Origin of the sequence: Bradyrhizobium lablabi (genome assembly GCF_001440475.1) — a bacterium.
GTDB classification, from domain to species: Bacteria; Pseudomonadota; Alphaproteobacteria; order Rhizobiales; family Xanthobacteraceae; genus Bradyrhizobium; species Bradyrhizobium lablabi.
This window is the reverse complement of record NZ_LLYB01000040.1, coordinates 32,168-53,828: the sequence shown is the minus strand read 5'-3', so window position 1 is coordinate 53,828 and position 21,661 is coordinate 32,168. Positions and strand designations below refer to the sequence as shown.

Sequence of the window (21,661 nt, the reverse complement as noted above, 5' to 3'; positions counted from 1 at the left end):
CGGTTTGCGGGCCGCGGGCCGGGCCGCGGCGGGCCGCGGCGCGTCGACGGTTACGGCCGGCAGGCTTTGACTGGCCGTCTGCGCCTTGGTCACCGAGGGAAACGCCAACGAGACGCCGCACAATGCGAGCGTGCTCACCCCGGCAAGGGCACGATAACCAAACATGGGAACGATCCTGACGCCGGTCTTCTGCCGGCCTGCGCATGTGAATCAACCGGGACGGCCGAAGGCCGCACCAATCTCGACAGGGATGGAGGTCAGGAAACGGAGGGTGGCGCGCGCGCCTGCGCGTGCGAACCGGCGCGGGAGGCGAACCGGTCGGGGGTAAATTCGATCCAGACCACGCGCTCGGGCTGGCGATCGATCGTAACGATGTCGGCTATCTCGGGCGTGTCGACCGGGACGCCGGTCTGCAGCACGCTGCAAACCGAACAGCATCCGTCATGGGCGCGGTGGTTGGCCTGGTCGGACTGCCCCGCCCCGGGGGCGCCATTGCCGTGGCAGATCACGGCGCCGGCGAGCGGATCGGAGGCCGCGATGCTGGCCGCCCAGCATGCGCCTATCGGTGCAAAAATCTGCACCAGGAGCGCAATCAGGACTATTGGCAGAAACTTCTTCAGCCGCCGGCGCATCGCAAATCCATCCGCTTCAGACCTTAATCACCTCTGGAGTCCGAAGTCGAGACGAGGTTCCCGGAACTATGTTGCAGCTTCAAGGAGTAAACTTGGCGAAAAGAGATGCATTTCAGGCCGCAGACAAGGCGCCCTACCCCGATACCAAGCCTCGGGGGTATTGCAGCTAAACCCACAACCATCAGTAGCAATTTCCCAATCATTTCGCAGAGTGCTGGAATTTTGAACAAACGTTGCCGAAAATGGTGACAAGACGAAAAAGATGGTCTACCAATCCAAGCTCAGGCTGGCCGAGAGGCAAAGCTTGGTGGTCCAAGTCTCGGGAGGAGCCCTGACGCGCACAAGCAGCGTCGCCTCGACAATCAAGATCAAATCTAAATTTTCGAGGAAATTAAGGGTCGACACAATTTTTGAGCAGGGCTCCGAGCCCTGCTCTTTTTTTTCGAGACGATCGCAAACAACAATGACGGCATCGTCAAATCCGATCGAGCGAAGTTTTGAGATCGCCGCCGAGTGCTGCGAAGATTTGACGCCGCTGGTCTATCGCCGCCTGTTCGAGGCGCATCCAGAAGCGCAGACGATGTTCCGCACCGAGGGCAGCGAACTCGTCAAGGGTTCGATGCTGGCGCTCACCATCGGCGCCATCCTGGACTTTGCCGGCGAACGCACCGGCCATTTCCGCCTGATCACATCGGAAGTCTCCTCGCACGATGCCTACGGCACGCCGCGCGAATTGTTCGTCGCGTTCTTCGCGATCATTGCGCAGACGCTCCGTGAGGTCATCGGCGCGGACTGGTCTGATGACATCGACGCGGCGTGGCGGACACTGCTCGGTGATATCGAAAGTCTCGTTGCAGCGCAGTGAAGCGACGAACACCAGGATTTTCCTGATCTCATTGATACGGACGATCAAGTCATCCGGTGGCGGAACCGCGCCGAGTGTGAAAGACTGCCTCGATCCGCGGTGCATGCAATCGACGCCGACGGCGATAACAAAGACAAAGCGAGGGAGCAAACGATGTCCGGAACTGACAAATCCGCAACGACCAGACGCGACCTTCTTCAGGCGGCGGGCGTGGCTGGCGCAGCGACCGCCCTGCTCGGGGGACTGGGCATAAACCCGGCGCTGGCGGCAGCCACACGCTCGGAGAAACCGCTGAAGGCGGCGTTCTCCAATGCCGGTCTGCAAGCGACCTGGTGCGCCCAGGGCAAGCAGGCGGCCGAATGGTGGGGCAAGCTGTTCAACGTCGAAGTCACCTGGTTCGACGGCCAGCTCGACGCGGTCAAGCAGCGCGCCGCGATCGACAACATGGCCTCGCAGAAATGGGATTTCGTCGCCATCCAGGCGTTCGGCATCGGCACGCTGACCCAGCCGGTGAACAAGATGATCGATGCCGGCATTCCCGTAATCGACATGGACACGCTGATCGCTCCGCTGGACCAGATCAAGGTTCATTCGTTCCTGGCGCCCGACAATGAATTCATGGGCGCGTCCGTGACGCAGGCGCTGTGCAATGCCATGGGCGGCAAGGGCAAGATCATCATGACGCAAGGCGCCCTCGGCCATACCGGCGCCCAGGGCCGCGCCAAGGGGTTCGAGTCCGTGGTGAAGCAGTTCCCGAACATCGAGGTGCTCGACACCCAGCCCGCGGATTGGGATGTCTCGAAGACGGCGCGGCTGTGGGAGACCTATCTGACCAAACATCCGCAGATCGACGCGGCCTTCTTCCACAATGACGACATGGCGCTGGCGGCCTACAACATCATGAAGGCGCGTAACCGCACCAACATCCTGATCGGCGGCGTCGACGCCATGCCGCCGGCGATCCAGGCGGTGAGCGAGGGCCGTATGTTCGCGACCGTGCGTAACCCCTCCTGCCGCATCCATGGCGGCGCCATCATCGCCGGCGTCGCCGCGGTGACCGCAGGCGAGAAGAGCGGACAGGGCATTCCGAAGCATGTCATCACGGACGGCCCTGTCGTGACTAAGGCCAACGCCGCCGGCATGCAATGGATGGAGGACCATTTCCTGATCTGAGCCCCATGCCCGCGGGACAGCCCATCCTCGAACTGCAAGAGATCACGAAGGCCTTCGGCGGCGTCGAAGCCCTTCGTGGTGTCGATTTCGCGCTCACCGCCGGCGAGATCCATGGTCTCGTCGGCGAGAACGGCGCGGGCAAAAGCACGCTGATGAAGATCATCGCCGGCGTGCATGCCGATTTCTCCGGCCGCTTCATCCTGGACGGCAAGGAAACCCGCTTTCGCTCGGTGCGCGACGCCCATGCGGCGGGTATCGCCATGGTGCATCAGGAACTCAGCGTGGCGCCCGACCTGTCGGTGGCCGAGAACGTGTTTCTCGGCAACCAGCCGACCAACCGCTTAGGCTTCGTGCAATGGCGGCGCATGGCGCGGGAGGCCGGCGAGCAACTCAAACGCTTCGGCATCGACGTCGACCCGATGTCGCGGCTCGGCGACCTGCCGATCGGGTTGCAGCAACTGATCGAGATCGCCCGCGTGCTGTTCTCGGGCGCCCGCATCATCATCCTGGACGAACCGACCTCGGCGCTGTCGCCGCCGGAGGTGGAGCGCCTGTTCGCGACGCTGAAGCGGCTGCGCGACGAAGGCACCAGCATCGTCTTCATTTCGCATTTCATCGAGGACATCCTGCGCGTCTCCGACGTCGTGACCGTGTTCCGTAACGGCCGAAAGGTCGCGGAGACCAGGGCCGCCGAGACCAGCAAGCCCGCCCTGATCGAGGCGATGATCGGCAAGGGTCGCGAGGCGCTGGAGGAGACCTATACGCACGACATCATGCTGCCGCCGCCCGCCGAGAGGCCGGTGGTGCTGAACGCGAACGGGCTGTCGCTCGCCCGCAGCCTGCGCGATGTTTCGTTCGACGTGCGCGCCGGCGAAGTGCTCGGCATCTACGGTTTCATGGGATGCGGCCAGCTCGAGCTGGCGCGTATCCTGTTCGGCAAACTGCGACCCGACCAGGGCTCGCTGACGGTGGCGGGCGACCAAAAGGCCTTCCGCAGCACGGCCGATGCGCGCCGCGCCGGGATTGCCTTCGTGCCGGAGAGCCGGCGCGACATGCTCTTCCACCAGGAGCCGGTCTACAAGAACATCTCGATCAGCGTCCTCGACCGGATTTCATCCCTGCTGCTGAAGCCGTCGCGCGAGCGCGAGATCGCCGCGCGGCAGGTCGACCAGTTGCGGATCCGCCCGGCGGCGGTCGAACTCGACCTCGGCATGCTCTCGGGCGGCAATCAGCAGAAGGTGGCGCTGGCCAAGTGGCTGAGCTATCCGCCGCGGCTGCTGGTGCTGTGCGAGCCGACCCGCGGCATGGACGTCGGCGCCAAGGACGACGTCATCCACATCGTCAGGGATCTGCGCGCCAAGGGGCTCGCCGTCATCGTGCTCTCCACCGAGCCGGAGACGGTGCTGTCGCTCGCCGACCGCGTCATCGTGCTCAAGCGCGGCGCGGTGGTGCGGGAATTTGCCAACGAACGGATCAGCAAGGACCGCCTGCTCGAAGCGGCGTGAGGAGACCGACATGACTTCAGGTGAAAGCGTGACAGTCCCCGCTTCGGACCGCAAACGCCCGCACCGGCTCGCCGCGATACTGCGCTCCCAGATGCGCAACATCGCGCCGTTCCTGACGCTCATCTGCCTGTTTTCCTTCTTTGCGGTGGCAAGCCCCTCCTTCGCCACGCTCGACAATCTCGGCAACATCCTGACGCAGATCTCGGTCACCGGCATCATCGCCGTCGGCCTCACCTTCGTGATCCTCTGCGCCGAGATCGATCTCTCGATCGCCGCGATTGCCAACGTCACCGGCATTGCAGTCGCCTATTTCACGCTGCAGGAATCCTACGTCAACATCGCCAATGTCCCGATGCCCGGATGGGCCGCGATCCTGCTGGCGCTGGCGCTCTGCGCCCTGCTCGGCCTCGTCAACGCGTTCGGGCTGACCGTGATCGGCATCCCCTCCTTCATCATGACGCTGGCAATGATGCAGATCGCGGCCGGCATCTCGGCGCTGCTCGTGCGCGGGCAAATCGCCTACAAGGTGCCGCCGCTGGTCTCGACGCTCGGATCGACGTCGATCGGCGGAGTACCCTGGATCGTGATCGTGGCAGCAGCGATGCTGCTCGGCGGCCATCTGGTGCTGACCTACACCCGCTTCGGCCGTTACGTCTACATGGTCGGTGGAAATCGCGAGGCCGCCGAATATTCCGGCCTCAACGTCAAGCTCATCCTCGGCAGCGTGATGGTGATCTCGGCCGTCTGCGCCGGCATCGGCGGCATGCTCGGCGTCGCGCATTTCGGCAGCGCGCAGCAGAACGAGTTCGACACCTATCTTCTGGATTCCATCGCCGCCGTCGTGGTCGGTGGCACCAGCCTGTTCGGTGGCCGCGGCGGCATCGGCAACACCATCGTCGGCCTGTTCGTGCTCGGCGTCCTCAACAACGGGCTCGACCACGTCAACATCGACAGTTTTCTGAAAATCCTGATCCGCGGCCTGATCCTGCTGGCGGCGCTGATCATCAACGTCTATGCGCAGCGATTGCGGGAACGGACGGCCGAATAAACGCGCCATCGTCGATGAAACCGGGTATCATCCCCTTGCGACCTACTCACTGGTCGGATGATCGAAGATTTGGGATTGAGCGATGGCGGATGACATCCACACGCAGCCGCCGTGGCTGGTCGAAGTCGCGATCGAACCGAAATCAAACAACGACCGAGAGAGGCTCGATGTTGCGTTGGCGAATCTGACGGCCGAAGATCCGTCGTTCCGTGTGTCGACCGACCGTGAGTCCGGCCAGACCATCCTCAAGGGCATGGACGAACTCCATCTCGATACCAAGATCGACAACCTCAGGCGTACCTACCAGATAGACACCAATATCGGCGCGCTGCAGGTGGCATTCCGCGAGCGTGTCACCAGGCGCGTCGAGCACAGCTACACCTACAAGAAACAGAGCGGAGGTGCCGGTCAATTCGCGGCGGTGACGCTGGTCGTCGAGCCGAACGAGCCCGGCAAGGGCTACGAGTTTGAATCGAAGATCGTCGGCGGCGCGGTGCCGAGAGAATACGTCCCCGGAGTCGAAAGAGGCGTTGAGAGCGTGCTCCCGTCCGGCGTGGTCGCCGGCTTCCCGGTGGTCGATGTCAAGGTGCAGCTCATCGACGGCAAGTTCCACGACGTCGATTCCTCGGCGCAGGCCTTCGAAATCGCATCGCGCACTGCGTTCCGCGAAGCGCTGCTGAAGGGCAAGTCCGTCCTGCTCGAGCCGATCATGAAGGTCGAAGTGGTGACCACGGACGACTATGCCGACGCCGTCATCGGCGACCTGAATTTGCGGCGCGGCCAGATACAAAGGCGCAACGCCAACGTCATCAATGCGATAGTGCCGCTCATGAACATGTTCGGGTACGTGAACAACCTACGCTCGATCAGCCAGGGACGCGCGACGTTCACAATGCAATTCGATCACTACACCCCCGTTCCCTTGCCCGAAAGCGATCCACCATTTCGGCCCGCAATAGGCATGCGTGCCTGACATGCCGGGTCCACCTAGTGTCCCCCATGAAGCGCGTCGTTGAGATAGATGCAGGTCAGGATCGCAAAAACATAGGCCTGCAGGAACGCCACCAGCAATTCAAGCGCGGTCAGCGCAACGGTCAATGCGAGCGGCGCTATGCCGCCGATCCAACCGATGGTGCCGAGCGAGGTGCCGAGCAAGGCGACGAAGCCGGCGAACACCTTCAGTGTGATATGACCCGCCAGCATGTTGGCGAACAGACGCACGCTGTGCGACAGCGGCCGCGACAGGAACGAGATGACCTCGATCGCGACGACCAGCGGCAGTATGTAGCCGGGAACGCCAGGCGGCACGAAGATCCTGAAGAACTTCAGCCCGTTCTTATAGAAGCCGTAGATCAGCACCGTGAAGAACACCAGCAACGCGAACGATGCGGTGACGATGATGTGGCTCGTGACCGTGAAGGTGTAGGGAATGATGCTGATCACGTTCGCGACCAGAATGAACATGAACAGACAGTACACCAGCGCGAAGAACTTCATGCCGTCCTCGCCCGCGGTGGACCGGATCATGGTGGCCACGAACACGTAGCTCAATTCGGCCGCCGACTGGAAGCGGCCGGGCACCAGTTGCCGGCCTTTCATACCGCGTATAGCCAGCAAGCAAATCACCGCCACCGTGAGCAACATATAGGCTGTTGAGTTGGTGAAAGAGATCGTGTGACCGCCGATGTGGCCGATCGTGAAGAGGTTGTTGATGTTGAACTGATGGATTGGATCAAGGGTCATGTGCGCGGCTCTTTGTCCAGAGGACCAGCACTTACGCGATCTTTCTACATTTTCCCCAACCGCAAGCGTCGGTCAATTCACAATGCTCGCGGTCGATTTATGGATTGGAAGCCGTTGCTTTCCCTTCAGAGGGCTGCGACGCTCTACAGGTGCAAGGAAAAGAAGGGTCAGCGTTTCTACCTCAGTTGCGCACCTGTAGCGATGGGTACTGGTCAACGTAACCGAACAGATGGATAAGCGCGACCACGATTGCACGCGCGAGCCGCAGGCTTCTCGCCTCCGAGGCCGCGCACCGCTTCGGGTCTTCGATCAGTTTGAACTCAACGCCATGGGCGAGGCCCGAAACGCAGCGGACCATCTACGCCGCCTAGAACCCGACGCTCTCGCGGAAGGGCCGCTCCATATGGAGCTTCAGCCCTATTCGGCCTTGGCTTCGACCTTGGCCGGAGCTGCGATCTTGTCCTTCATTTCCTCGCAGATCTTGCGGACTTCCGCCGTCACCAGCGAACAGTTCTCGATTTGAAGGAAGACGCGCTTGGCCTCGGCGCGATAGCGCGCTGCGGTTTCCTTCAGCTCTTCGGTCACCGCAAGCGCCTCGCGGGTCATGGCTTCGCATTGCCTGGCCTGCTCAACGAGCTCGACGCCCAGCGCCTCGATGTCCTTTGCCGCAGCTTCATATTCGCGGACGACAGCTTCCGCCGACAGCCGGCCGATCTCCGTGGCGCCGTCGCTGTGTTCCACATAATCCGGCATCCCCAGATCGGGAGCGCGCACGGAGGGCGGCGCGAATTCGGTCGGCCCGGATTCGTGAGGCAGTTTGCGAAACTCTTTTTCAATCTCGCGTTCGAGATCAATCGCATCCAAAATCGGCGGTTTTGCTGGACGTACCACGGGGGTGCTCCCTGAATGAAAACGTGAGCAGAGACAAAAATCTCTCGAAATGCGACTTAGACGGTTAGCTCTCCCGTGGAGGCGAGCAAACCAAATCCCCTGATTAAGCTTGCCGTTTAACCTTTATGTCCGCGCTGGCGGTTAATTCTGGAACCATGGGAGACGCCGTCACCCGCGGGCGCGCATGCTTCAGCGGTAACGGGGGGTTCGGCAACTCGAAGCGATAACCCGCTAGTGATGCCCCAACCGCTACCTCTGTGATACAGTGCCGCGAAACGCAATCGGGGCTGCGCATGGAGAAATACGGGGCCGGGTCAATTGTTGTCGCGGACTACGATCCGAATTGGCCGATGCTGTTCGAGCAGGAGCGCATGAGGATCAAGATCGCTCTCGGTTCGTTCGCTTTGTCCATTGAACACATGGGCAGCACGGCGATCCCAGGTCTCCCATCGAAACCCATCATCGACCTGCTAGTCGGTGTGCCCAGCCTTGAAGAGGCGAGAAAACGATGCATCGAGCCGATTGAGGCGCTCGGCTACAGATACCTGCCCGAATACGCGTCGTGGCTCCCTGGCGAGATGTTCTTCCGCAAGGGGCCTCCGGGACCATGGACCCACCATATCCATTTGATGGAGTCGTCCAATCCTCGCTGGGAAGCATTTCTGGTGTTTCGCGACTATCTTCGCGCACATCCTGAGACGGCCATGGCCTACGCCGATATCAAGCGCGCGCTTGCAGCCTCATCAAACGACAACATCGCGGCCTATCGAAACGGCAAGACCATTTTCGTCGAAGAGACGACAGCGAAGGCGCGTGCATGGCGCGCGCATGCGGGAGATTAGATAGCCCCGGACAGGATGCATTTGGGCGCTGGCCTGTCAGCAAACGCCCTCACTGGCGCCGCCCTCATTTGGCGAAATCCGGCTGCCAGTCGCGGGCCTCGCGTGCCGCTTTCGTCACGGCACCGATCGTTGGAAACGAAGCCGCATCCACCATCATCGCGCGCGCCAGCCGCAGGCTGCGTGCCTCGGAGATCGCCCGCCGCTTCGGGTCTTCGATCAGTTCGAAATCAATGTTGTGGGCGAGCCCCAGAATGCGGCGGATGATTTTGGCGGCCGAGAATCCGACGGTGTCGCGGAACAGCCGCGCCATATAGGCCTGCCGCTCGGCCTCCAGATGCGCAGCTCCTGCCTCGCCGGGAAACAGCGTTCGCGGGTAGGCGTCGCCATGGCCTTCCGTGCGCCAGAGTTCGAGAAACTCGCTGGCGAACTCGGTCCAGACGTCTTCGATCGTTTCCAGCACCCAGGCCTCAAACAGCCGCCGTTCGCCCGGCGAACGCTCGTGACCGGCGGACGCCAGATAGGCCATCAGGAGATTGGCGATGACCGCGCCGAGATCGAACCCCATCGGTCCGTAGAACGCGAACTCAGGATCGATCACCATGGTCGCGCTGTCCGTCACCATGATCGAGCCGGTGTGGAGGTCGCCATGGATCAGGGCTTCCGGAGAGGCCATGAATTTGAGCTTCAGCCGTGAGATCGCCGCATGCAGGTCGAGGTCTTCGCGAAAGGCCGCCGCGGTCGCATCGAGCCACGGCTCGGTCCAGTGGTTCTGCTCGGCCACGCGGTAGGGATCGGTGAAGATCAGGTCCTCGGTGATCTTGCAGAGTGCATGGTTGCCGGCGAAGGCGGCAATCCCCTCCTTCTTGTGCGCAGCGGTTACCGCCAGATCGGAAGAGAAAAACAGCGTCCGCGCCAGAAACGTCGTGATATCCCCGGCAAAGCGCGGATAGAGCGTGCCGGCCACCAGCCCCTTGCGCATGATGATATGCGGCTCGAGCAATTCCATGACGACGAGCGCGAGCGCCTCGTTGTGATGCAGCACCGCAGGCACCAGCCCCGGCGCGAGCCGCGCCTGATGCGTCAGCGCCAGATATTCGTAATGCGAGCGCGACAGCGGCAGCGGCCAGCTCTCGCCGACAAGCCGCACATAGGGCAGCGCCTGCTTGACGGCGACGCCGCCCGCCCCGCCCTTGACGATGAACACGAGATTGAGGTTGCCGTCGCCGACCTCGCTGATCGACCATGACGCCGGAGCACCGCCGAGCCGAACCGCGACCTCGGGAATCCCTGCGAGATAATCCCGCAGATCGGCCTCATGCAGAATTCGATATTCGTCCTGCCGCGGATCGGCCGACGATCGGCGCTGTGAACTCATCGTGGTCCCCCCGTTGCCGGCGCCCGGGAGTTGCGGTCACTCCCGTTTCAGGAAACTTGAGCCAGCCTTTGTTGACCGGATCATAGCCGCAAGGCGCGGCCGGCGGCCAGCGCGTTCACCGCCCCGATTTTGCCCCGGCGTCTCAAATGCGTTGCGCGAGCCAGATGGTGTGGCCGCCGCAATCGGGATCTTCGGCGATATGCGAGACCACACGAAACCCGCTCTGATCGAGCAATGAACGATATTCAGCGGGATCCAGGCTTGCATGATAGAGGGGCTCGCCGGCGAAATCCCCGATCGCCTCGCCATGCACAGGACCGCTGGTGAACATCAGCGCCGCGTCTCGCGCTGCGTGCTCTCGAAACACCGGAAACATCCGGCGTTGGTCGCCGTAAGAGAGATGAAAGAAACTGTCCCACGCCAGGATGCCGGAAAACTGCCGCCGCAAGGCAAGCTTGCGCATATCGGCGACAATCCATTCCTGCTTGGGAAAATGCTCTCGACAGGCCTCGATCATGGCCGGTGAGGAATCCACGCCAGTGACGGGATGACCAAGCTCGATCAGATAGGCGGCCATCGGCACGGCGGAGCCGCAACCGAGATCGAGGATCTGGCCTGCCGGCGGCAACAGCAGGCGGAAACGGTCGAGCCAGGGCTTTTCAATAAGCTTGGTGCGTGCGCGGCTCTCGATCCAGTCCCGCGCCTTGCGCTGGTACAGGTCAATGATCGCCTCGGCTTCTTTCGACGCCATTTCCAAATCCGCACGCCATTCCCGCGTCTAGAATGTCTCCCGTTCCAGGAAGTTCGAGCCGATATCGGCCTTTTTCTTGATCGGGTCATAGTCGCAATAGACGCTATCGGCGACCAGCGTGTAGCTCGGGATGATCGTATCCTTGTTCAGCTTGACGGACGTCACCCCGATGACCGCGGTCCGCTTGCCGTCGGTCCATTTGAACGGGGTCGTGCTTTGCACCCGCTCGCAGGCCGCGACCGCATCGGCAAAGACCGAACCTTCGACGAAGGCCTTTACAGTTCGAAGCTGCCCCAGCGTCTTCCAGTTCATGTAGAACGATCCGGCAAGGCCGGCGGCGAGCAGAACCACAAACAATAATAAAATGCGCTGAAAATTCATTGGCTTCCCCCAGCCGGAACTGAACCGGCGGCACAATTAGCCGATCCCGCCGGATTGTCAGAATCGGAATTTACCTAATGTATTCGGCTGGCAGGCTATTGTCCCGATCGCCCGGATGTGACTAACGGTATCGTCCGGCCTCCAAAATCGGATCAGGGACATCCGATGACGACTGACGATCTGGAAACGATTGCATTGCGGCCCACCGTCATTGGCGGCGCCCGCCAGGACGACGACTTTGAGGTGGTCTGGCGCGGCTTCCCGGTCGGGCGGATCATGAAGCAGGCGGACGGCCCCCACTGGTGGTGGGCCTGCTCGGTCTATGGGCTTCCCCCGACCCCCAATGACCGGGGGCCCGCCATCAATTTCAAGGACTGCCAGGTCCGCTTCCGGCTCGCCTGGGCCAGAATCCGGCCCACGCTGACGGACGAAACCATCCAGACCGCAACACTGCACGCCCAAGGGCTGCTGCAGCAACAAACGGCGAAGGAAGCAACGCCCAAGGCGGCTGAACCGCTTCAGGTTATGGACAACCATCGCGCGGCGCCCCGGCACCGGGTATTGAAGGCGGGATCGATCGAGTTCAATGGCGGCGTCATCGACTGCACCATCCGGAACGTATCGGATACGGGCGCTGCGATTGAAGTTGCCAGCCAACTCGGCATTCCCGATAGCTTCTGGCTGGTGATCTCGGGCACTCACACGCGTCGCCACTGCCGGGTTGCCTGGCGAAACGAAAAGCGGATCGGTGTCGCGTTCGACTAGATTTAGGGCCTGCCTTCATTTGCACGAGACAGTGGCCCCTCACGGGTCGAGGGCCCAGTCGTCCGACGCAAACCGGGAACCGGAGATGCTTTGATTTCCCGCTGCGAAAGATGTGCGGCAACGGGACGGTTCCTGTTGAGTGAAGCCTGCCCGGCGCCGCAATGCTCCTGATTGGCGTCGCAGGCCATCAGGCAGTTGGTCTCCTCCATGGCGGAGGGATCCATCGCGGCAGCGGGCCCGCCGATGGATGTCAGCAGCAAGAAAAGCAGAGCAACACAGCGCCACATTGTGCCTGTCCTAACCCTAGAGCGCTTTCCAGCGAAGTGGACACCGGTTCGCGTCAAGAAAACGCGTCAAAACAAGAATCTAGAGCCCGGTTCTGATTCAATCAGAACCGGGCTCTAGAACGGCAGCCCCATCAGCTTCGACAGCCGCTCGATGTTCAGAAGACCTTGGTGATAGGCCCACATCCCGATGCCGAACACCACGCCCGAGATCAGCGTGGTCCAGAGCAGCTTCCAGCCCATCCGCGCCATGACCGGCGCGCCGGGATCGGTGCCGGGGGCGCCCTCGCCCTCCTCGTGTTGGCTACGGACGCCGAATGGCAGCGTCACGAACAGCACGACCCACCAGAGCACGAAGTAGATCGCAAGCGCGGTTGAGATGCTATAGGCCATAAGGGCTCAGGCCTGTTCGATTTCGACGAGCGCGCCGGAGAAATCCTTCGGGTGGAAAAACAGCACCGGTTTGCCGTGGGCGCCGATCTTCGGCACGCCGTCGCCGAGCACGCGCGCGCCCTCTGCGATCAGCTTGTCGCGCGCGGCGATGATGTCAGGCACGTCGTAGCAGATGTGATGGATGCCGCCGTCGGCGTTGCGCTCGACGAATTTGGCGATCGGCGAAGCCTCGCCGAGCGGCTGGATGAATTCGATCTTGGTGTTGGGCAGCGTCACGAACACGGTGATGACGCCATGTTCCGGCAGCGGCACCGCGCCGGAGATTTCGGCCCCGAACGCGCCGCCATAGATTTTTGCGGCCTTTTCCGCATCCTTGACCGCGATCGCCACGTGATTGAGCCGGCCCAGCATGACACTCCACTCCCTGCTTTGATGCGTCGTCGCGGCGTATCCGCGCGGCCCGATAACGCTTTCTACCTCAAACCACCAGAACATGAACGAGGCAAATCGGCTTCTTGCCCCATTGCTCGTTGATCACCGCCCGCACCGCGCGGCGGACCGATTCCGCCGTGGCGTCCGGATCGCGCCGCCGCGCCCGCGGCAGGCCTTCGACGGTCGATACCACCGTGTCGAACACGATCTCGTCGATGATCTCGCCGGCCGCATTCTTCTCGGGGACGCCAACCAGATCAACCTCGGGATCGTCGACGAGTTCGCCCTTGTCGGTCATGGCGAGCGCCACGAAGGCGCAGCCGGCGAACCCCATCCGCCGCCGTTCCACCACGGCGCGGGATTTGGAATCCTCCAGGATCGCGCCGTCCTTGTAGAGCCGCCCCGACGGCAATTCGTCGATAATGGCCGGATCGCCCGGACCGAGCTTGACCAGGTCGCCATTGCGGCAGGTCAGGACCTTCGGCACGGCGGCGGCGCGCGCCAGCTTGGCGTGCTCCGACAGATGCAGCGCCTCGCCATGAACCGGAATCAGGATCTGCGGGCGCACCCATGTGATCATGTCGCGGAGCTCGTCGCGGCGCGGATGGCCGGAGACGTGGACCAGATCGGTACGGTCGGTGATGACCTCGATGCCCTGCGCCACCAGCCCGTTGATGATGGCGCCGACCGCCTTCTCGTTGCCGGGGATGGTGCGCGAGGAAAAGATCACGCTGTCGCCCTTGTTCAGCGTCACCTGCGGATGGTCGTTATTGGCGATGCGCGCCAGCGCCGCCCGCGGCTCGCCCTGGCTGCCGGTGCACAGCGCCAGCACCTTGTCCGGCGGGAAGTGGCCGTAATAATCGGCGCCACGGAAATTCTGCACACCTTCGAGATAGCCGGTCTCGCGGGCGACCTGCACCACGCGCTCCATGGCGCGGCCGACCACGACCACTTCCCGATCGGCCGCCTTGGCGGCGTCCGCAACCGCCTTGAGGCGGGCGACGTTGGAGGCGAAGGTGGTGACGGCGACGCGGCCCTTGGCGCCCTTCACCAGCTTGGCAATGGTGGCAGCAACCTCGGTTTCCGAGGGCGAGCGCCCGTCCCGCACAGCGTTGGTGGAATCGCCGACCAGCGCCAGCACGCCGGCATCGCCGAGTTCGCGCAAACGCCGCTCGTCGGTCGGAAGGCCGATGATCGGCGTCGGATCGATCTTCCAGTCGCCGGTGTGCAGCACGGTGCCGACGGAAGTATGGATCGCGAGCGCATGCGACTCCGGAATCGAATGCGCGACCGGAATGAACTCGACGGTGAACGGCCCGAGATTGACCCGGCCGCCTGAGGGAACCACCGTCACCGGGATTTTCGGCGGATTGCGCTCGGCGGCGCATTTGGCCTCGAACAACGCGGCGCTGAACTTGGTCGCGTAGACCTTGCATTGCAGTTTCGGCCAGAGATCGATGATGGCGCCGAAATGGTCCTCATGAGCGTGCGTCAGCACCAGGCCCATCAGATTGTTGCGCTCTTTCTCCAGGAAGCTGATGTCGGGCATGATCAAATCGATGCCCGGCAGGTGCTCCTCGTCGCCGAAGGAGACGCCGAGATCGACCGCAAGCCAGGACCGCTGATGGCGGTTGCCGAGCCCGTAGATCGACAGGTTCATGCCGATCTCGCCGACGCCGCCGAGCGGCGCAAAGGTCAGTTCATCCGGCCGCGCCATCAGGTCGCTCCCAGCGATGCCGCGGTGCCGAAATAGACCTCGCCGGCCGTGATCGGCATGCGCTTGCCTTCCGCAGTGCGGACGATCAGACAGCCGGTTTCATCGATCGTATCGAACGTGCCTTCGATGGTTGCGGTTCCGGTCCGGATCGCAACAGGTTCGCCGACGCCGAAGGCACGGTCCAGCCACGCCTTTCGAATCCCGGCAAAGCCGCGGCCGTTGTCCCAGATGCCGCGGAACTCGACCCAGGCCTCCGCCAGCCCCTTGAACAATTCCTCAGCGCCGACATGGACCCCGAGCGCTGCGAGCGAAGTCGCAGGCGTCGGCGTGCCCTCGGGCGCCGCGACGACGTTGGTGCCGATCCCAACCACCACCGCGAGCCGGTTTCCGGCCACCGCTTCTGCTTCCAGCAAGATGCCGGTGAGCTTCTGACGCTCCGCCAGAACGTCATTCGGCCATTTCAACGCGAATTTCAGTGGCTCGGCCCGGCGCATATTGGCTTCGACGGCCAGTTTCTGCAGCGCGCTTTCCAGCGAAAGGCCGGCGGCGAAGCCGAGCGTTGCGGCAACCGCCGGCGAGACGTCCATGACTTCCAGAATGCTGCTGGCGAGGTTGCCGCGCGGCATGACCCAGGCCCGCTGGCGCCGGCCGCGGCCGGCGGTCTGTTCCGTCGTCACGAACCATTTCGGGCCCCGCTCGCCGTCGCGGGCGCGCGCCAGTGCCTCGGCATTGGTCGAACCGATCTGATCGAAAGCGGCGAGCTGGTAGCCCGCCGAGATGGCCCGGGGTCCGAGCGTAAAGGTCATCCTAAAAAAGCGACTTCGCCGCCGCCGTGGCCACGCTGACCAGCGGCCCCGGATAGACGAAGAAGAAGATGTTGAAGATGCCCGCGACCGCCAGCACCGTGCGCAATTCGATGCGCATCGGCTCGATCTGCCCGGCAGGCTCGTCGAAATACATCAGCTTGACGATGGTGAGATAGTAGAACGCGCCCACGACGCTGGTCAGCACGCCGATGACGGCGAGCGTGAACAGCCCCGCCTTGATCGCGGCCACGAACACGTACCATTTGGCGAAGAAGCCGGCGAGCGGCGGAATGCCGGCCAGCGAGAACAGCAGCATGGCGAAGAAGAACGCCAGCATCGGATTGGTGCGCGAGAGGCCGGCGAAATCGCTGATCTGCTCGACCGGCTGCCCGTTCCGCTTCATGGTCAGGATCACGGCGAAGGAGCCCAGCGTCATCGCGACATAGATCGCGATGTAGATCAAAACGCCCTGCGCCCCCTCCACCGTGCCGGAGGCGAGGCCAACCAGCGCAAAACCCATATGGCCGATCGAGGAATAGGCCATCAGGCGCTTGATGTTCTTCTGCCCGATCGCGGCAAACGATCCCAGCGCCATCGAGGCGATCGCCACGAAGACGAGGATCTGCTGCCATTGCGGGACGATGCCGGGGAACGCGGTGAGCGTCACGCGGGTGAAGACCGCAAGGGCTGCGACCTTCGGCGCGGAGGCAAAGAACGCCGTGACCGGCGTCGGCGCACCTTCATAGACGTCGGGTGTCCACATGTGGAACGGCACCGCGGAGACCTTGAAGCAAAGGCCAGCCAGCAGGAATACGATGCCGAACACGATGCCGACGCTGCCGGACTTCACTGCGGCTGCGATGCCGGCAAAATCGACCGTGCCGGTAAAACCGTAGATCAGCGAGGCGCCGTAAAGCAGCATGCCCGAGGACAGCGCGCCCAGCACAAAGTACTTCAGGCCGGCCTCGGTGGACTTGGCGTTGTCGCGGTTGGAGGCGGCGACCACGTAGAGTGCGAGCGACATCAGCTCGAGCCCGAGATAGAGCATGATCAGGTCGGCGGCCGAGATCAGCACCATCATGCCGAGCGTGGAGAGCAGGACCAGGATCGAATATTCGAAGATGCGCCGCGACGGGTCGGACAGGAACTCCGTCGACAGGATCAGCGTCGCCGCCGAACCGATGATGGCAAGAACCTTCAGGAAGCGGGCGAAGTCGTCGACGACGAAACTGCCGCCGAAGGTCGTGAGCTTGCCGGCCGGCAGCATCAGCTCCAGCGCGCCGGTGACGACCAGCAGCACCACCGCGAGCGTGGTGACGAGCCTCGTCGTCCCCTCGCCTCGATAGGCGCCGAGCATCAACAGCGCCATGGCGCCGACCGCGAGCACCAGCTCCGGCAACACCGGCAGCAACTGATAACCTGCACTGGAAAAGCTCATGGCCTTCTTATCCTTGACGCGTTTTCTTCATGCGAACCGGCTTCCACTTCGCTTGAAAACGCTACGTTATTGCGCGACCAGCGCGGCTGCCTTCACGGCAGTCACGGCGGCATTGTAATTGTTGACGAGTTGCTGAACCGAGGCCGCCGACATGTCGAGCACCGGCTTCGGATAGACGCCGAACAGGATGGTGAGGAACACCAGCGGGAGCAGCGTCAGGCATTCGCGGGGCGTCAGATCCTTGATGCTGGCGAGCGACGGCTTGGTCAGCGCGCCGAACACCACCTTGCGATAGAGCCAAAGCGCGTAAGCAGCCGACAGGATCACGCCGAGCGTGGCAAAGGTCGCGGTCGGGACCGAGACCTTGAAGGTGCCGAGCAGCGTCATGAATTCGCCGACGAAGCCGGACGTGCCGGGCAGACCTACATTGGCCATGGTGAAGACCATGAACGCCATCGCATAGAGCGGCATCCGGTTGACGAGGCCGCCATAGGCCGCGATCTCGCGGGTATGCATGCGGTCGTAGACGATGCCGACGCACAGGAACAGCGCGCCGGAGACGATGCCGTGCGACACCATCTGGAACACGCCACCGGCGATGCCCTGGGTGGTACCTGCGAAGATGCCCATGGTGACGAAGCCCATATGGGCCACCGACGAATAGGCGATCAGCTTCTTGACGTCTTCCTGCATCAAGGCGACCAGCGAGGTGTAGACGATCGCGATCACCGACAGCGAGAAGATCAGCGGCGCAAAGTCATGCGACGCCAAGGGGAACATCGGCAGCGAGAATCGCAGGAAGCCGTAGCCGCCCATCTTCAGCAGGATCGCGGCCAGGATCACCGAGCCCGCGGTCGGCGCCTCGACGTGCGCATCCGGCAGCCAGGTGTGCACCGGCCACATCGGCATCTTCACCGCAAAGGAGGCAAAGAACGCCAGCCACGCCCAGGTCTGCAACGAGCGCGGCACTGCCGTGTGCATCAGCGTCGGGATGTCGGTGGTCCCGGCATTCCAGTACAGCGCCATGATCGCCAGCAGCATCAGGACCGAGCCGAGCAGCGTGTAGAGGAAGAACTTGAACGACGCATAGACCCGGCGCGGGCCGCCCCAGACGCCGATGATCAGGAACATCGGGATCAGGCCGCCTTCGAAGAACAGATAGAACAGCACGAGGTCGAGCGCCGAGAAGGTGCCGACCATCAGCGTTTCCAGGAACAGGAACGCCATCATGTATTCGCGCACGCGGCTCGTGACCGATTTCCAGCTCGCGATGATGCAGAACGGCATCAACGCGGTGGTCAGGATCACGAACGGCAGCGATATGCCGTCGACGCCCATGTGATAGGTGATGCCGCTGGCGAGCCAGTTCGCCTTTTCGACGAACTGGAAATCCGCAGTGGCGGCATCAAAGCGCCAGACCAGGATCAGCGACACCGCGAAGGTGATCAGCGTGGTCCACAGCGCGATCCAGCGCGCATTGCGCCGCGCCGCTTCATCATCGCCGCGGGCGAAATAGATCAGCACCGCGCCGATGACCGGCAGGAAGGTGACGACCGAAAGGATAGGCCAGGTTGTCATTACTGGCCTCCCAAGCCGAACATGAACCAGGTGATCAGCCCGGCGACGCCGATCAGCATCGCGAAGGCATAGTGATAGAGGTAGCCGGTCTGGATCTTCACCACGTTGCGGGTGACATCCAGCACGCGCGCCGACACGCCATCCGGGCCGAAGCCGTCGATGACGAAGCCGTCGCCCTTCTTCCACAGGAAGCGGCCGAGCCACTTCGTCGGGCGGACGAAGATGAGCTCATAGAGCTCGTCGAAATACCATTTGTTGAGCAGGAACTGGTAGAGCATCTGGTGCTCGCGGGCGAGCTGGACCGGAATGTACGGACGGCGGATGTAGAACAGCCACGACACCAGGAAGCCCACCACCATCATCACGGTTGGCAGGAACGCGACCACGGGCGAAATGTGGTGCATCTCCTCGATGATGTGCGGATGCATCTTCAGCGACTCGCGGAAGAACTCTTCCACGTCGTGGCCCGCGAACACTTCCTTGAACGGGTAGCCCGCCAGGATCGAGCCGGCGGCGAGGATGCCGATCGGGACCAGCATCCACATCGGCGACTCGTGGGCGGCCTCGTAGTGATGCTGGTCATGCGGCTCGCCGTGGAACGTCTTGAAGATCAGGCGCCACGAATAGAACGAGGTCAGGCCGGCCGCGATCACGGTCATCGCGAAGCCGTAATACGCGAACGGATTGTGCGCGACATAGGCGGACTCGATGATGGCGTCCTTGGAGAAATAGCCGGCGGTGAGCGGGAAGCCGGTCAGCGCCAGCGTGCCGATCACCATCACGCTGTAGGTGTAGGGAATCTTGTCCTTCAGCCCGCCCATGTTGCGGATGTCCTGCTCGTGATGCATCGCGTAGATCACCGAGCCGGAGCCCAAGAACAGCAGCGCCTTGAAGAAGGCGTGGGTGAAGAGGTGGAACATGCCGACCGAATAGGCCCCCGCCCCCATCGCCACGAACATGTAGCCGAGCTGCGAACAGGTCGAATAGGCGACGATGCGCTTGATGTCGTTCTGGACGAGTCCGACGGTCGCCGCAAAGAACGCGGTGGTGGCGCCGAAGAACATCACGACGGCCTGGGCGTTGGGCGCCAGTTCGAACAGCGGCGACAGCCGCGCCACCATGAATACGCCGGCGGTCACCATGGTCGCGGCGTGGATCAGCGCCGAGACCGGCGTCGGGCCTTCCATCGCGTCCGGCAACCAGGTGTGCAGCAGGAACTGGGCCGATTTGCCCATCGCGCCCATGAACAGCAGCAGGCAGATCAGGGTCAGTGCATCGGCGTTCCAGCCGAAGAAGTTGATGGTCTTGCCGGTCAGCCCCTGCGCGCCGGCAAAGATGGTCTCGAAATCGGTGGTCTTGAGCAGCATGAACACGGCGAAGATGCCAAGCGCAAAGCCGAAATCGCCGACGCGGTTGACGATGAACGCCTTGATCGCCGCCGCATTCGCCGACGGCTTCTGGTACCAGAAGCCGATCAGCAGATAGCTGGCGAGACCGACGCCCTCCCAGCCGAAGAACAGCTGGACCAGATTGTCCGCGGTCACCAGCATCAGCATCGCGAAGGTGAACAGGCTGAGATAGCCGAAGAAGCGCGGCCGGTGCGGATCCTCGTCCATGTAACCGATGGAATAGAGGTGCACGAGCGAGGAGACGGTGTTGACCACCACCAGCATCACGGCGGTCAGCGTGTCGACGCGCAGCGCCCAGGACACCTGCAGGTCGCCGGAATTGATCCACGGGAACAGCGCGATCCGGGCATCCTGGTGCATGAAGCCGACATTGACCAGCACCACCCAGGACAGCGCCGCCGAGATCATCAGCAGGCCCGTGGTGATCAGCTCGGCCGCGCGCGACCCCTGCGCCGGCGGCTCGGAGACGTGGTGGTCGTCGTGGCCGTGAGCGTCATGACCATGGTCGTCATGGGCGGCCGACGCATGCGCGTGGTCACCATGACCTTGATCGTGACCATGGTCATGATGCTCGACCTCGTCGCCACTCGGGTTGCGCGCATGCGCTCCGAAGATCGCGATCAGGCCGGCCAGAATGGCGCCCAGCAGCGGCAGAAAGACGATTGCCTGAACCATAGCTGAGCCCTTAGCCCTTCATCAGATTGACGTCTTCAACCGCGATCGAACCGCGGTTGCGGAAATAGACCACCAGCACGGCCAGACCGATCGCGGCTTCCGCAGCCGCGACCGTCAGCACCAGCAGCGCGAACACCTGCCCGACGATGTCGCCGAGAAAGGTCGAGAACGCCACCAGGTTGATGTTGACGGCGAGCAGGATCAGCTCGATCGACATCAGGATGACGATGATGTTCTTGCGGTTCAGGAAGATGCCGAGGATCCCGGTCGTGAACAGGATGGCGGCGACCGCGAGATAGTGCCCCAGACCGATCGTCATTTCACCCACTCCGCCGCATCCGAATCCTGCAGCCCCTGCCCCGACGCCACCTTGCGCACGGCCATCGCCAGTTCCGGCGTACGTGCGTTCTGCACGTTGATATCCTGCCGCTTGACCTTGGCCTTGTGGCGCAGCGTCAGCACGATGGCGCCGATCATGGCGACCAGCAGCACCATTCCGGCGATCTGGAAGTAATGGATGTACTTCGTATAGAGCACCAGTCCGAGCGCCTCGGTGTTGCTGACATTGGCCGGGATCGCCGCCGTGATCTGCTTGGCGGTGCTGGGGTTGATCACCCAGGAGAAGACAACCAGCAACAGTTCGACCACGAAGATACCGCCGATCACCAGGCCGATCGGCAGATATTCGATAAAGCCCTCGCGCAGCTCGACGAAGTCGACGTCGAGCATCATGATCACGAACAGGAACAGCACTGCGACCGCGCCGACATAGACCACGATCAGCATCATGCCGAGGAACTCGGCGCCCATCAGGATGAACAGGCCGGAGGCGTTGACGAAGGCCAGGATCAGGAACAGCACGGAGTGCACGGGATTGCGCGACACAATCACCATCACGGCCGAGGCCACGCAGACGCCGGCGAAGAGATAGAAGAAGAGAGCAGGAAGGATCATGCCC

At 62.7% G+C, this 21,661-nt stretch carries 23 protein-coding genes; 7 read left to right on the top strand and 16 right to left on the bottom strand.

Going from position 1 to position 21,661, the window contains the following annotated elements:
* Window positions 1-257 precede the first annotated feature (257 nt).
* A complete protein-coding gene (locus CQ14_RS04280) occupies window positions 258-632 on the bottom strand; it encodes a DUF2946 domain-containing protein (protein ID WP_057856688.1) in 375 nt (124 codons plus the stop codon).
* A 463-nt stretch (window positions 633-1,095) separates the two neighbouring features.
* Here CQ14_RS04280 and CQ14_RS04275 point away from each other — a divergent pair, with 463 nt between their 5' ends.
* From CQ14_RS04275 to CQ14_RS04255, 5 genes are all read left to right on the top strand, one after another.
* Window positions 1,096-1,497, top strand: a complete 402-nt coding sequence (locus CQ14_RS04275) for a globin (RefSeq protein ID WP_057856687.1) — start codon at window positions 1,096-1,098, stop codon at window positions 1,495-1,497.
* 153 nt (window positions 1,498-1,650) lie between these two features.
* Window positions 1,651-2,670: a sugar ABC transporter substrate-binding protein gene (locus tag CQ14_RS04270; protein WP_057856693.1), complete on the top strand. Its 1,020-nt coding sequence runs from the start codon at window positions 1,651-1,653 to the stop codon at window positions 2,668-2,670.
* Between the two features lie 5 nt (window positions 2,671-2,675).
* A complete protein-coding gene (locus CQ14_RS04265) occupies window positions 2,676-4,175 on the top strand; it encodes a sugar ABC transporter ATP-binding protein (RefSeq protein WP_057856686.1) in 1,500 nt (499 codons plus the stop codon).
* 10 nt (window positions 4,176-4,185) lie between these two features.
* Window positions 4,186-5,223, top strand: a complete 1,038-nt coding sequence (locus tag CQ14_RS04260) for an ABC transporter permease (protein WP_057856685.1) — start codon at window positions 4,186-4,188, stop codon at window positions 5,221-5,223.
* Window positions 5,224-5,317: 94 nt separating this feature from the next.
* Entirely contained in the window at window positions 5,318-6,196 is an 879-nt protein-coding gene (locus CQ14_RS04255) for a translation factor GTPase family protein (RefSeq protein WP_430650133.1), read from the top strand.
* A 14-nt stretch (window positions 6,197-6,210) separates the two neighbouring features.
* Here CQ14_RS04255 and CQ14_RS04250 read toward each other — a convergent pair whose 3' ends face one another.
* The 3 genes from CQ14_RS04250 to CQ14_RS04245 all read right to left on the bottom strand — a co-directional run bounded on the left by CQ14_RS04250 (window position 6,211) and on the right by CQ14_RS04245 (window position 7,857).
* The gene (locus tag CQ14_RS04250) at window positions 6,211-6,966 is read right to left on the bottom strand and encodes a F0F1 ATP synthase subunit A (protein ID WP_057856684.1); all 756 of its coding nucleotides are present in this window, start codon (window positions 6,964-6,966) and stop codon (window positions 6,211-6,213) included.
* A 181-nt stretch (window positions 6,967-7,147) separates the two neighbouring features.
* Entirely contained in the window at window positions 7,148-7,324 is a 177-nt protein-coding gene (locus CQ14_RS43235; RefSeq protein ID WP_156434676.1) for a hypothetical protein, read from the bottom strand.
* 59 nt (window positions 7,325-7,383) lie between these two features.
* Window positions 7,384-7,857 carry a hypothetical protein gene (locus tag CQ14_RS04245; RefSeq protein ID WP_199805437.1) on the bottom strand — a complete coding sequence of 158 codons (474 nt, stop codon included), beginning with the start codon at window positions 7,855-7,857 and terminating at the stop codon, window positions 7,384-7,386.
* A 293-nt stretch (window positions 7,858-8,150) separates the two neighbouring features.
* Here CQ14_RS04245 and CQ14_RS04240 point away from each other — a divergent pair, with 293 nt between their 5' ends.
* A complete protein-coding gene (locus CQ14_RS04240) occupies window positions 8,151-8,699 on the top strand; it encodes a GrpB family protein (RefSeq protein ID WP_057856683.1) in 549 nt (182 codons plus the stop codon).
* 64 nt (window positions 8,700-8,763) lie between these two features.
* On the opposite strand, the gene mtnK is transcribed toward CQ14_RS04240, so the two are convergent.
* The 3 genes from mtnK to CQ14_RS04225 all read right to left on the bottom strand — a co-directional run bounded on the left by mtnK (window position 8,764) and on the right by CQ14_RS04225 (window position 11,206).
* Window positions 8,764-10,074 carry an S-methyl-5-thioribose kinase gene (gene mtnK / locus CQ14_RS04235; RefSeq protein WP_057856682.1) on the bottom strand — a complete coding sequence of 437 codons (1,311 nt, stop codon included), beginning with the start codon at window positions 10,072-10,074 and terminating at the stop codon, window positions 8,764-8,766.
* A gap of 142 nt (window positions 10,075-10,216) precedes the next feature.
* Window positions 10,217-10,825 carry a class I SAM-dependent methyltransferase gene (locus CQ14_RS04230; RefSeq protein WP_057856681.1) on the bottom strand — a complete coding sequence of 203 codons (609 nt, stop codon included), beginning with the start codon at window positions 10,823-10,825 and terminating at the stop codon, window positions 10,217-10,219.
* A 27-nt stretch (window positions 10,826-10,852) separates the two neighbouring features.
* Window positions 10,853-11,206: a hypothetical protein gene (locus tag CQ14_RS04225; protein ID WP_057856680.1), complete on the bottom strand. Its 354-nt coding sequence runs from the start codon at window positions 11,204-11,206 to the stop codon at window positions 10,853-10,855.
* 525 nt (window positions 11,207-11,731) lie between these two features.
* Here CQ14_RS04225 and CQ14_RS04220 point away from each other — a divergent pair.
* Complete coding sequence (locus CQ14_RS04220) at window positions 11,732-11,971, top strand: PilZ domain-containing protein (protein WP_057856691.1); 240 nt, start codon at window positions 11,732-11,734, stop codon at window positions 11,969-11,971.
* Between the two features lie 401 nt (window positions 11,972-12,372).
* Here CQ14_RS04220 and CQ14_RS04215 read toward each other — a convergent pair whose 3' ends face one another.
* The 9 genes from CQ14_RS04215 to CQ14_RS04175 all read right to left on the bottom strand — a co-directional run bounded on the left by CQ14_RS04215 (window position 12,373) and on the right by CQ14_RS04175 (window position 21,657).
* Window positions 12,373-12,648: a DUF1467 family protein gene (locus CQ14_RS04215; protein ID WP_057856679.1), complete on the bottom strand. Its 276-nt coding sequence runs from the start codon at window positions 12,646-12,648 to the stop codon at window positions 12,373-12,375.
* A 6-nt stretch (window positions 12,649-12,654) separates the two neighbouring features.
* On the bottom strand, window positions 12,655-13,059 hold the full coding sequence (mce, locus tag CQ14_RS04210) for a methylmalonyl-CoA epimerase (RefSeq protein ID WP_057856678.1): 405 nt from the start codon (window positions 13,057-13,059) through the stop codon (window positions 12,655-12,657).
* 67 nt (window positions 13,060-13,126) lie between these two features.
* The gene (locus tag CQ14_RS04205; RefSeq protein ID WP_057856677.1) at window positions 13,127-14,797 is read right to left on the bottom strand and encodes a ribonuclease J; all 1,671 of its coding nucleotides are present in this window, start codon (window positions 14,795-14,797) and stop codon (window positions 13,127-13,129) included.
* Window positions 14,797-15,603 carry a biotin--[acetyl-CoA-carboxylase] ligase gene (locus CQ14_RS04200; protein ID WP_057856676.1) on the bottom strand — a complete coding sequence of 269 codons (807 nt, stop codon included), beginning with the start codon at window positions 15,601-15,603 and terminating at the stop codon, window positions 14,797-14,799. The genes CQ14_RS04205 and CQ14_RS04200 overlap by 1 nt, the downstream gene beginning before the upstream one ends.
* Window position 15,604: 1 nt before the next feature.
* Window positions 15,605-17,041: an NADH-quinone oxidoreductase subunit NuoN gene (gene nuoN / locus CQ14_RS04195; RefSeq protein ID WP_057856675.1), complete on the bottom strand. Its 1,437-nt coding sequence runs from the start codon at window positions 17,039-17,041 to the stop codon at window positions 15,605-15,607.
* A 66-nt stretch (window positions 17,042-17,107) separates the two neighbouring features.
* A complete protein-coding gene (locus tag CQ14_RS04190; protein WP_057856674.1) occupies window positions 17,108-18,619 on the bottom strand; it encodes an NADH-quinone oxidoreductase subunit M in 1,512 nt (503 codons plus the stop codon).
* Window positions 18,619-20,703, bottom strand: coding sequence for an NADH-quinone oxidoreductase subunit L (gene nuoL / locus CQ14_RS04185; RefSeq protein ID WP_057856673.1), 2,085 nt, complete (start codon window positions 20,701-20,703; stop codon window positions 18,619-18,621). Before nuoL ends, CQ14_RS04190 begins: the two co-directional genes overlap by 1 nt.
* A 10-nt stretch (window positions 20,704-20,713) precedes the next feature.
* A complete protein-coding gene (gene nuoK, locus CQ14_RS04180; RefSeq protein ID WP_057856672.1) occupies window positions 20,714-21,022 on the bottom strand; it encodes an NADH-quinone oxidoreductase subunit NuoK in 309 nt (102 codons plus the stop codon).
* Complete coding sequence (locus CQ14_RS04175; protein ID WP_057856671.1) at window positions 21,019-21,657, bottom strand: NADH-quinone oxidoreductase subunit J; 639 nt, start codon at window positions 21,655-21,657, stop codon at window positions 21,019-21,021. The genes nuoK and CQ14_RS04175 overlap by 4 nt, the downstream gene beginning before the upstream one ends.
* Window positions 21,658-21,661 lie beyond the last annotated feature (4 nt).

What these genes read in the sequence shown, in the direction of transcription:
- CQ14_RS04280 (WP_057856688.1), bottom strand. Translation starts at nt 632, where the DNA reads ATGCGCCGGCGGCTGAAGAAGTTTCTGCCAATAGTCCTGATTGCGCTC.
- CQ14_RS04275 (WP_057856687.1), top strand. Translation starts at nt 1,096, where the DNA reads ATGACGGCATCGTCAAATCCGATCGAGCGAAGTTTTGAGATCGCCGCC.
- CQ14_RS04270 (WP_057856693.1), top strand. Translation starts at nt 1,651, where the DNA reads ATGTCCGGAACTGACAAATCCGCAACGACCAGACGCGACCTTCTTCAG.
- CQ14_RS04265 (WP_057856686.1), top strand. Translation starts at nt 2,676, where the DNA reads ATGCCCGCGGGACAGCCCATCCTCGAACTGCAAGAGATCACGAAGGCC.
- CQ14_RS04260 (WP_057856685.1), top strand. Translation starts at nt 4,186, where the DNA reads ATGACTTCAGGTGAAAGCGTGACAGTCCCCGCTTCGGACCGCAAACGC.
- CQ14_RS04250 (WP_057856684.1), bottom strand. Translation starts at nt 6,966, where the DNA reads ATGACCCTTGATCCAATCCATCAGTTCAACATCAACAACCTCTTCACG.
- CQ14_RS43235 (WP_156434676.1), bottom strand. Translation starts at nt 7,324, where the DNA reads ATGGTCCGCTGCGTTTCGGGCCTCGCCCATGGCGTTGAGTTCAAACTG.
- CQ14_RS04240 (WP_057856683.1), top strand. Translation starts at nt 8,151, where the DNA reads ATGGAGAAATACGGGGCCGGGTCAATTGTTGTCGCGGACTACGATCCG.
- mtnK (WP_057856682.1), bottom strand. Translation starts at nt 10,074, where the DNA reads ATGAGTTCACAGCGCCGATCGTCGGCCGATCCGCGGCAGGACGAATAT.
- CQ14_RS04230 (WP_057856681.1), bottom strand. Translation starts at nt 10,825, where the DNA reads ATGGCGTCGAAAGAAGCCGAGGCGATCATTGACCTGTACCAGCGCAAG.
- CQ14_RS04225 (WP_057856680.1), bottom strand. Translation starts at nt 11,206, where the DNA reads ATGAATTTTCAGCGCATTTTATTATTGTTTGTGGTTCTGCTCGCCGCC.
- CQ14_RS04220 (WP_057856691.1), top strand. Translation starts at nt 11,732, where the DNA reads ATGGACAACCATCGCGCGGCGCCCCGGCACCGGGTATTGAAGGCGGGA.
- CQ14_RS04215 (WP_057856679.1), bottom strand. Translation starts at nt 12,648, where the DNA reads ATGGCCTATAGCATCTCAACCGCGCTTGCGATCTACTTCGTGCTCTGG.
- mce (WP_057856678.1), bottom strand. Translation starts at nt 13,059, where the DNA reads ATGCTGGGCCGGCTCAATCACGTGGCGATCGCGGTCAAGGATGCGGAA.
- CQ14_RS04205 (WP_057856677.1), bottom strand. Translation starts at nt 14,797, where the DNA reads ATGGCGCGGCCGGATGAACTGACCTTTGCGCCGCTCGGCGGCGTCGGC.
- CQ14_RS04200 (WP_057856676.1), bottom strand. Translation starts at nt 15,603, where the DNA reads ATGACCTTTACGCTCGGACCCCGGGCCATCTCGGCGGGCTACCAGCTC.
- nuoN (WP_057856675.1), bottom strand. Translation starts at nt 17,041, where the DNA reads ATGAGCTTTTCCAGTGCAGGTTATCAGTTGCTGCCGGTGTTGCCGGAG.
- CQ14_RS04190 (WP_057856674.1), bottom strand. Translation starts at nt 18,619, where the DNA reads ATGACAACCTGGCCTATCCTTTCGGTCGTCACCTTCCTGCCGGTCATC.
- nuoL (WP_057856673.1), bottom strand. Translation starts at nt 20,703, where the DNA reads ATGGTTCAGGCAATCGTCTTTCTGCCGCTGCTGGGCGCCATTCTGGCC.
- nuoK (WP_057856672.1), bottom strand. Translation starts at nt 21,022, where the DNA reads ATGACGATCGGTCTGGGGCACTATCTCGCGGTCGCCGCCATCCTGTTC.
- CQ14_RS04175 (WP_057856671.1), bottom strand. Translation starts at nt 21,657, where the DNA reads ATGATCCTTCCTGCTCTCTTCTTCTATCTCTTCGCCGGCGTCTGCGTG.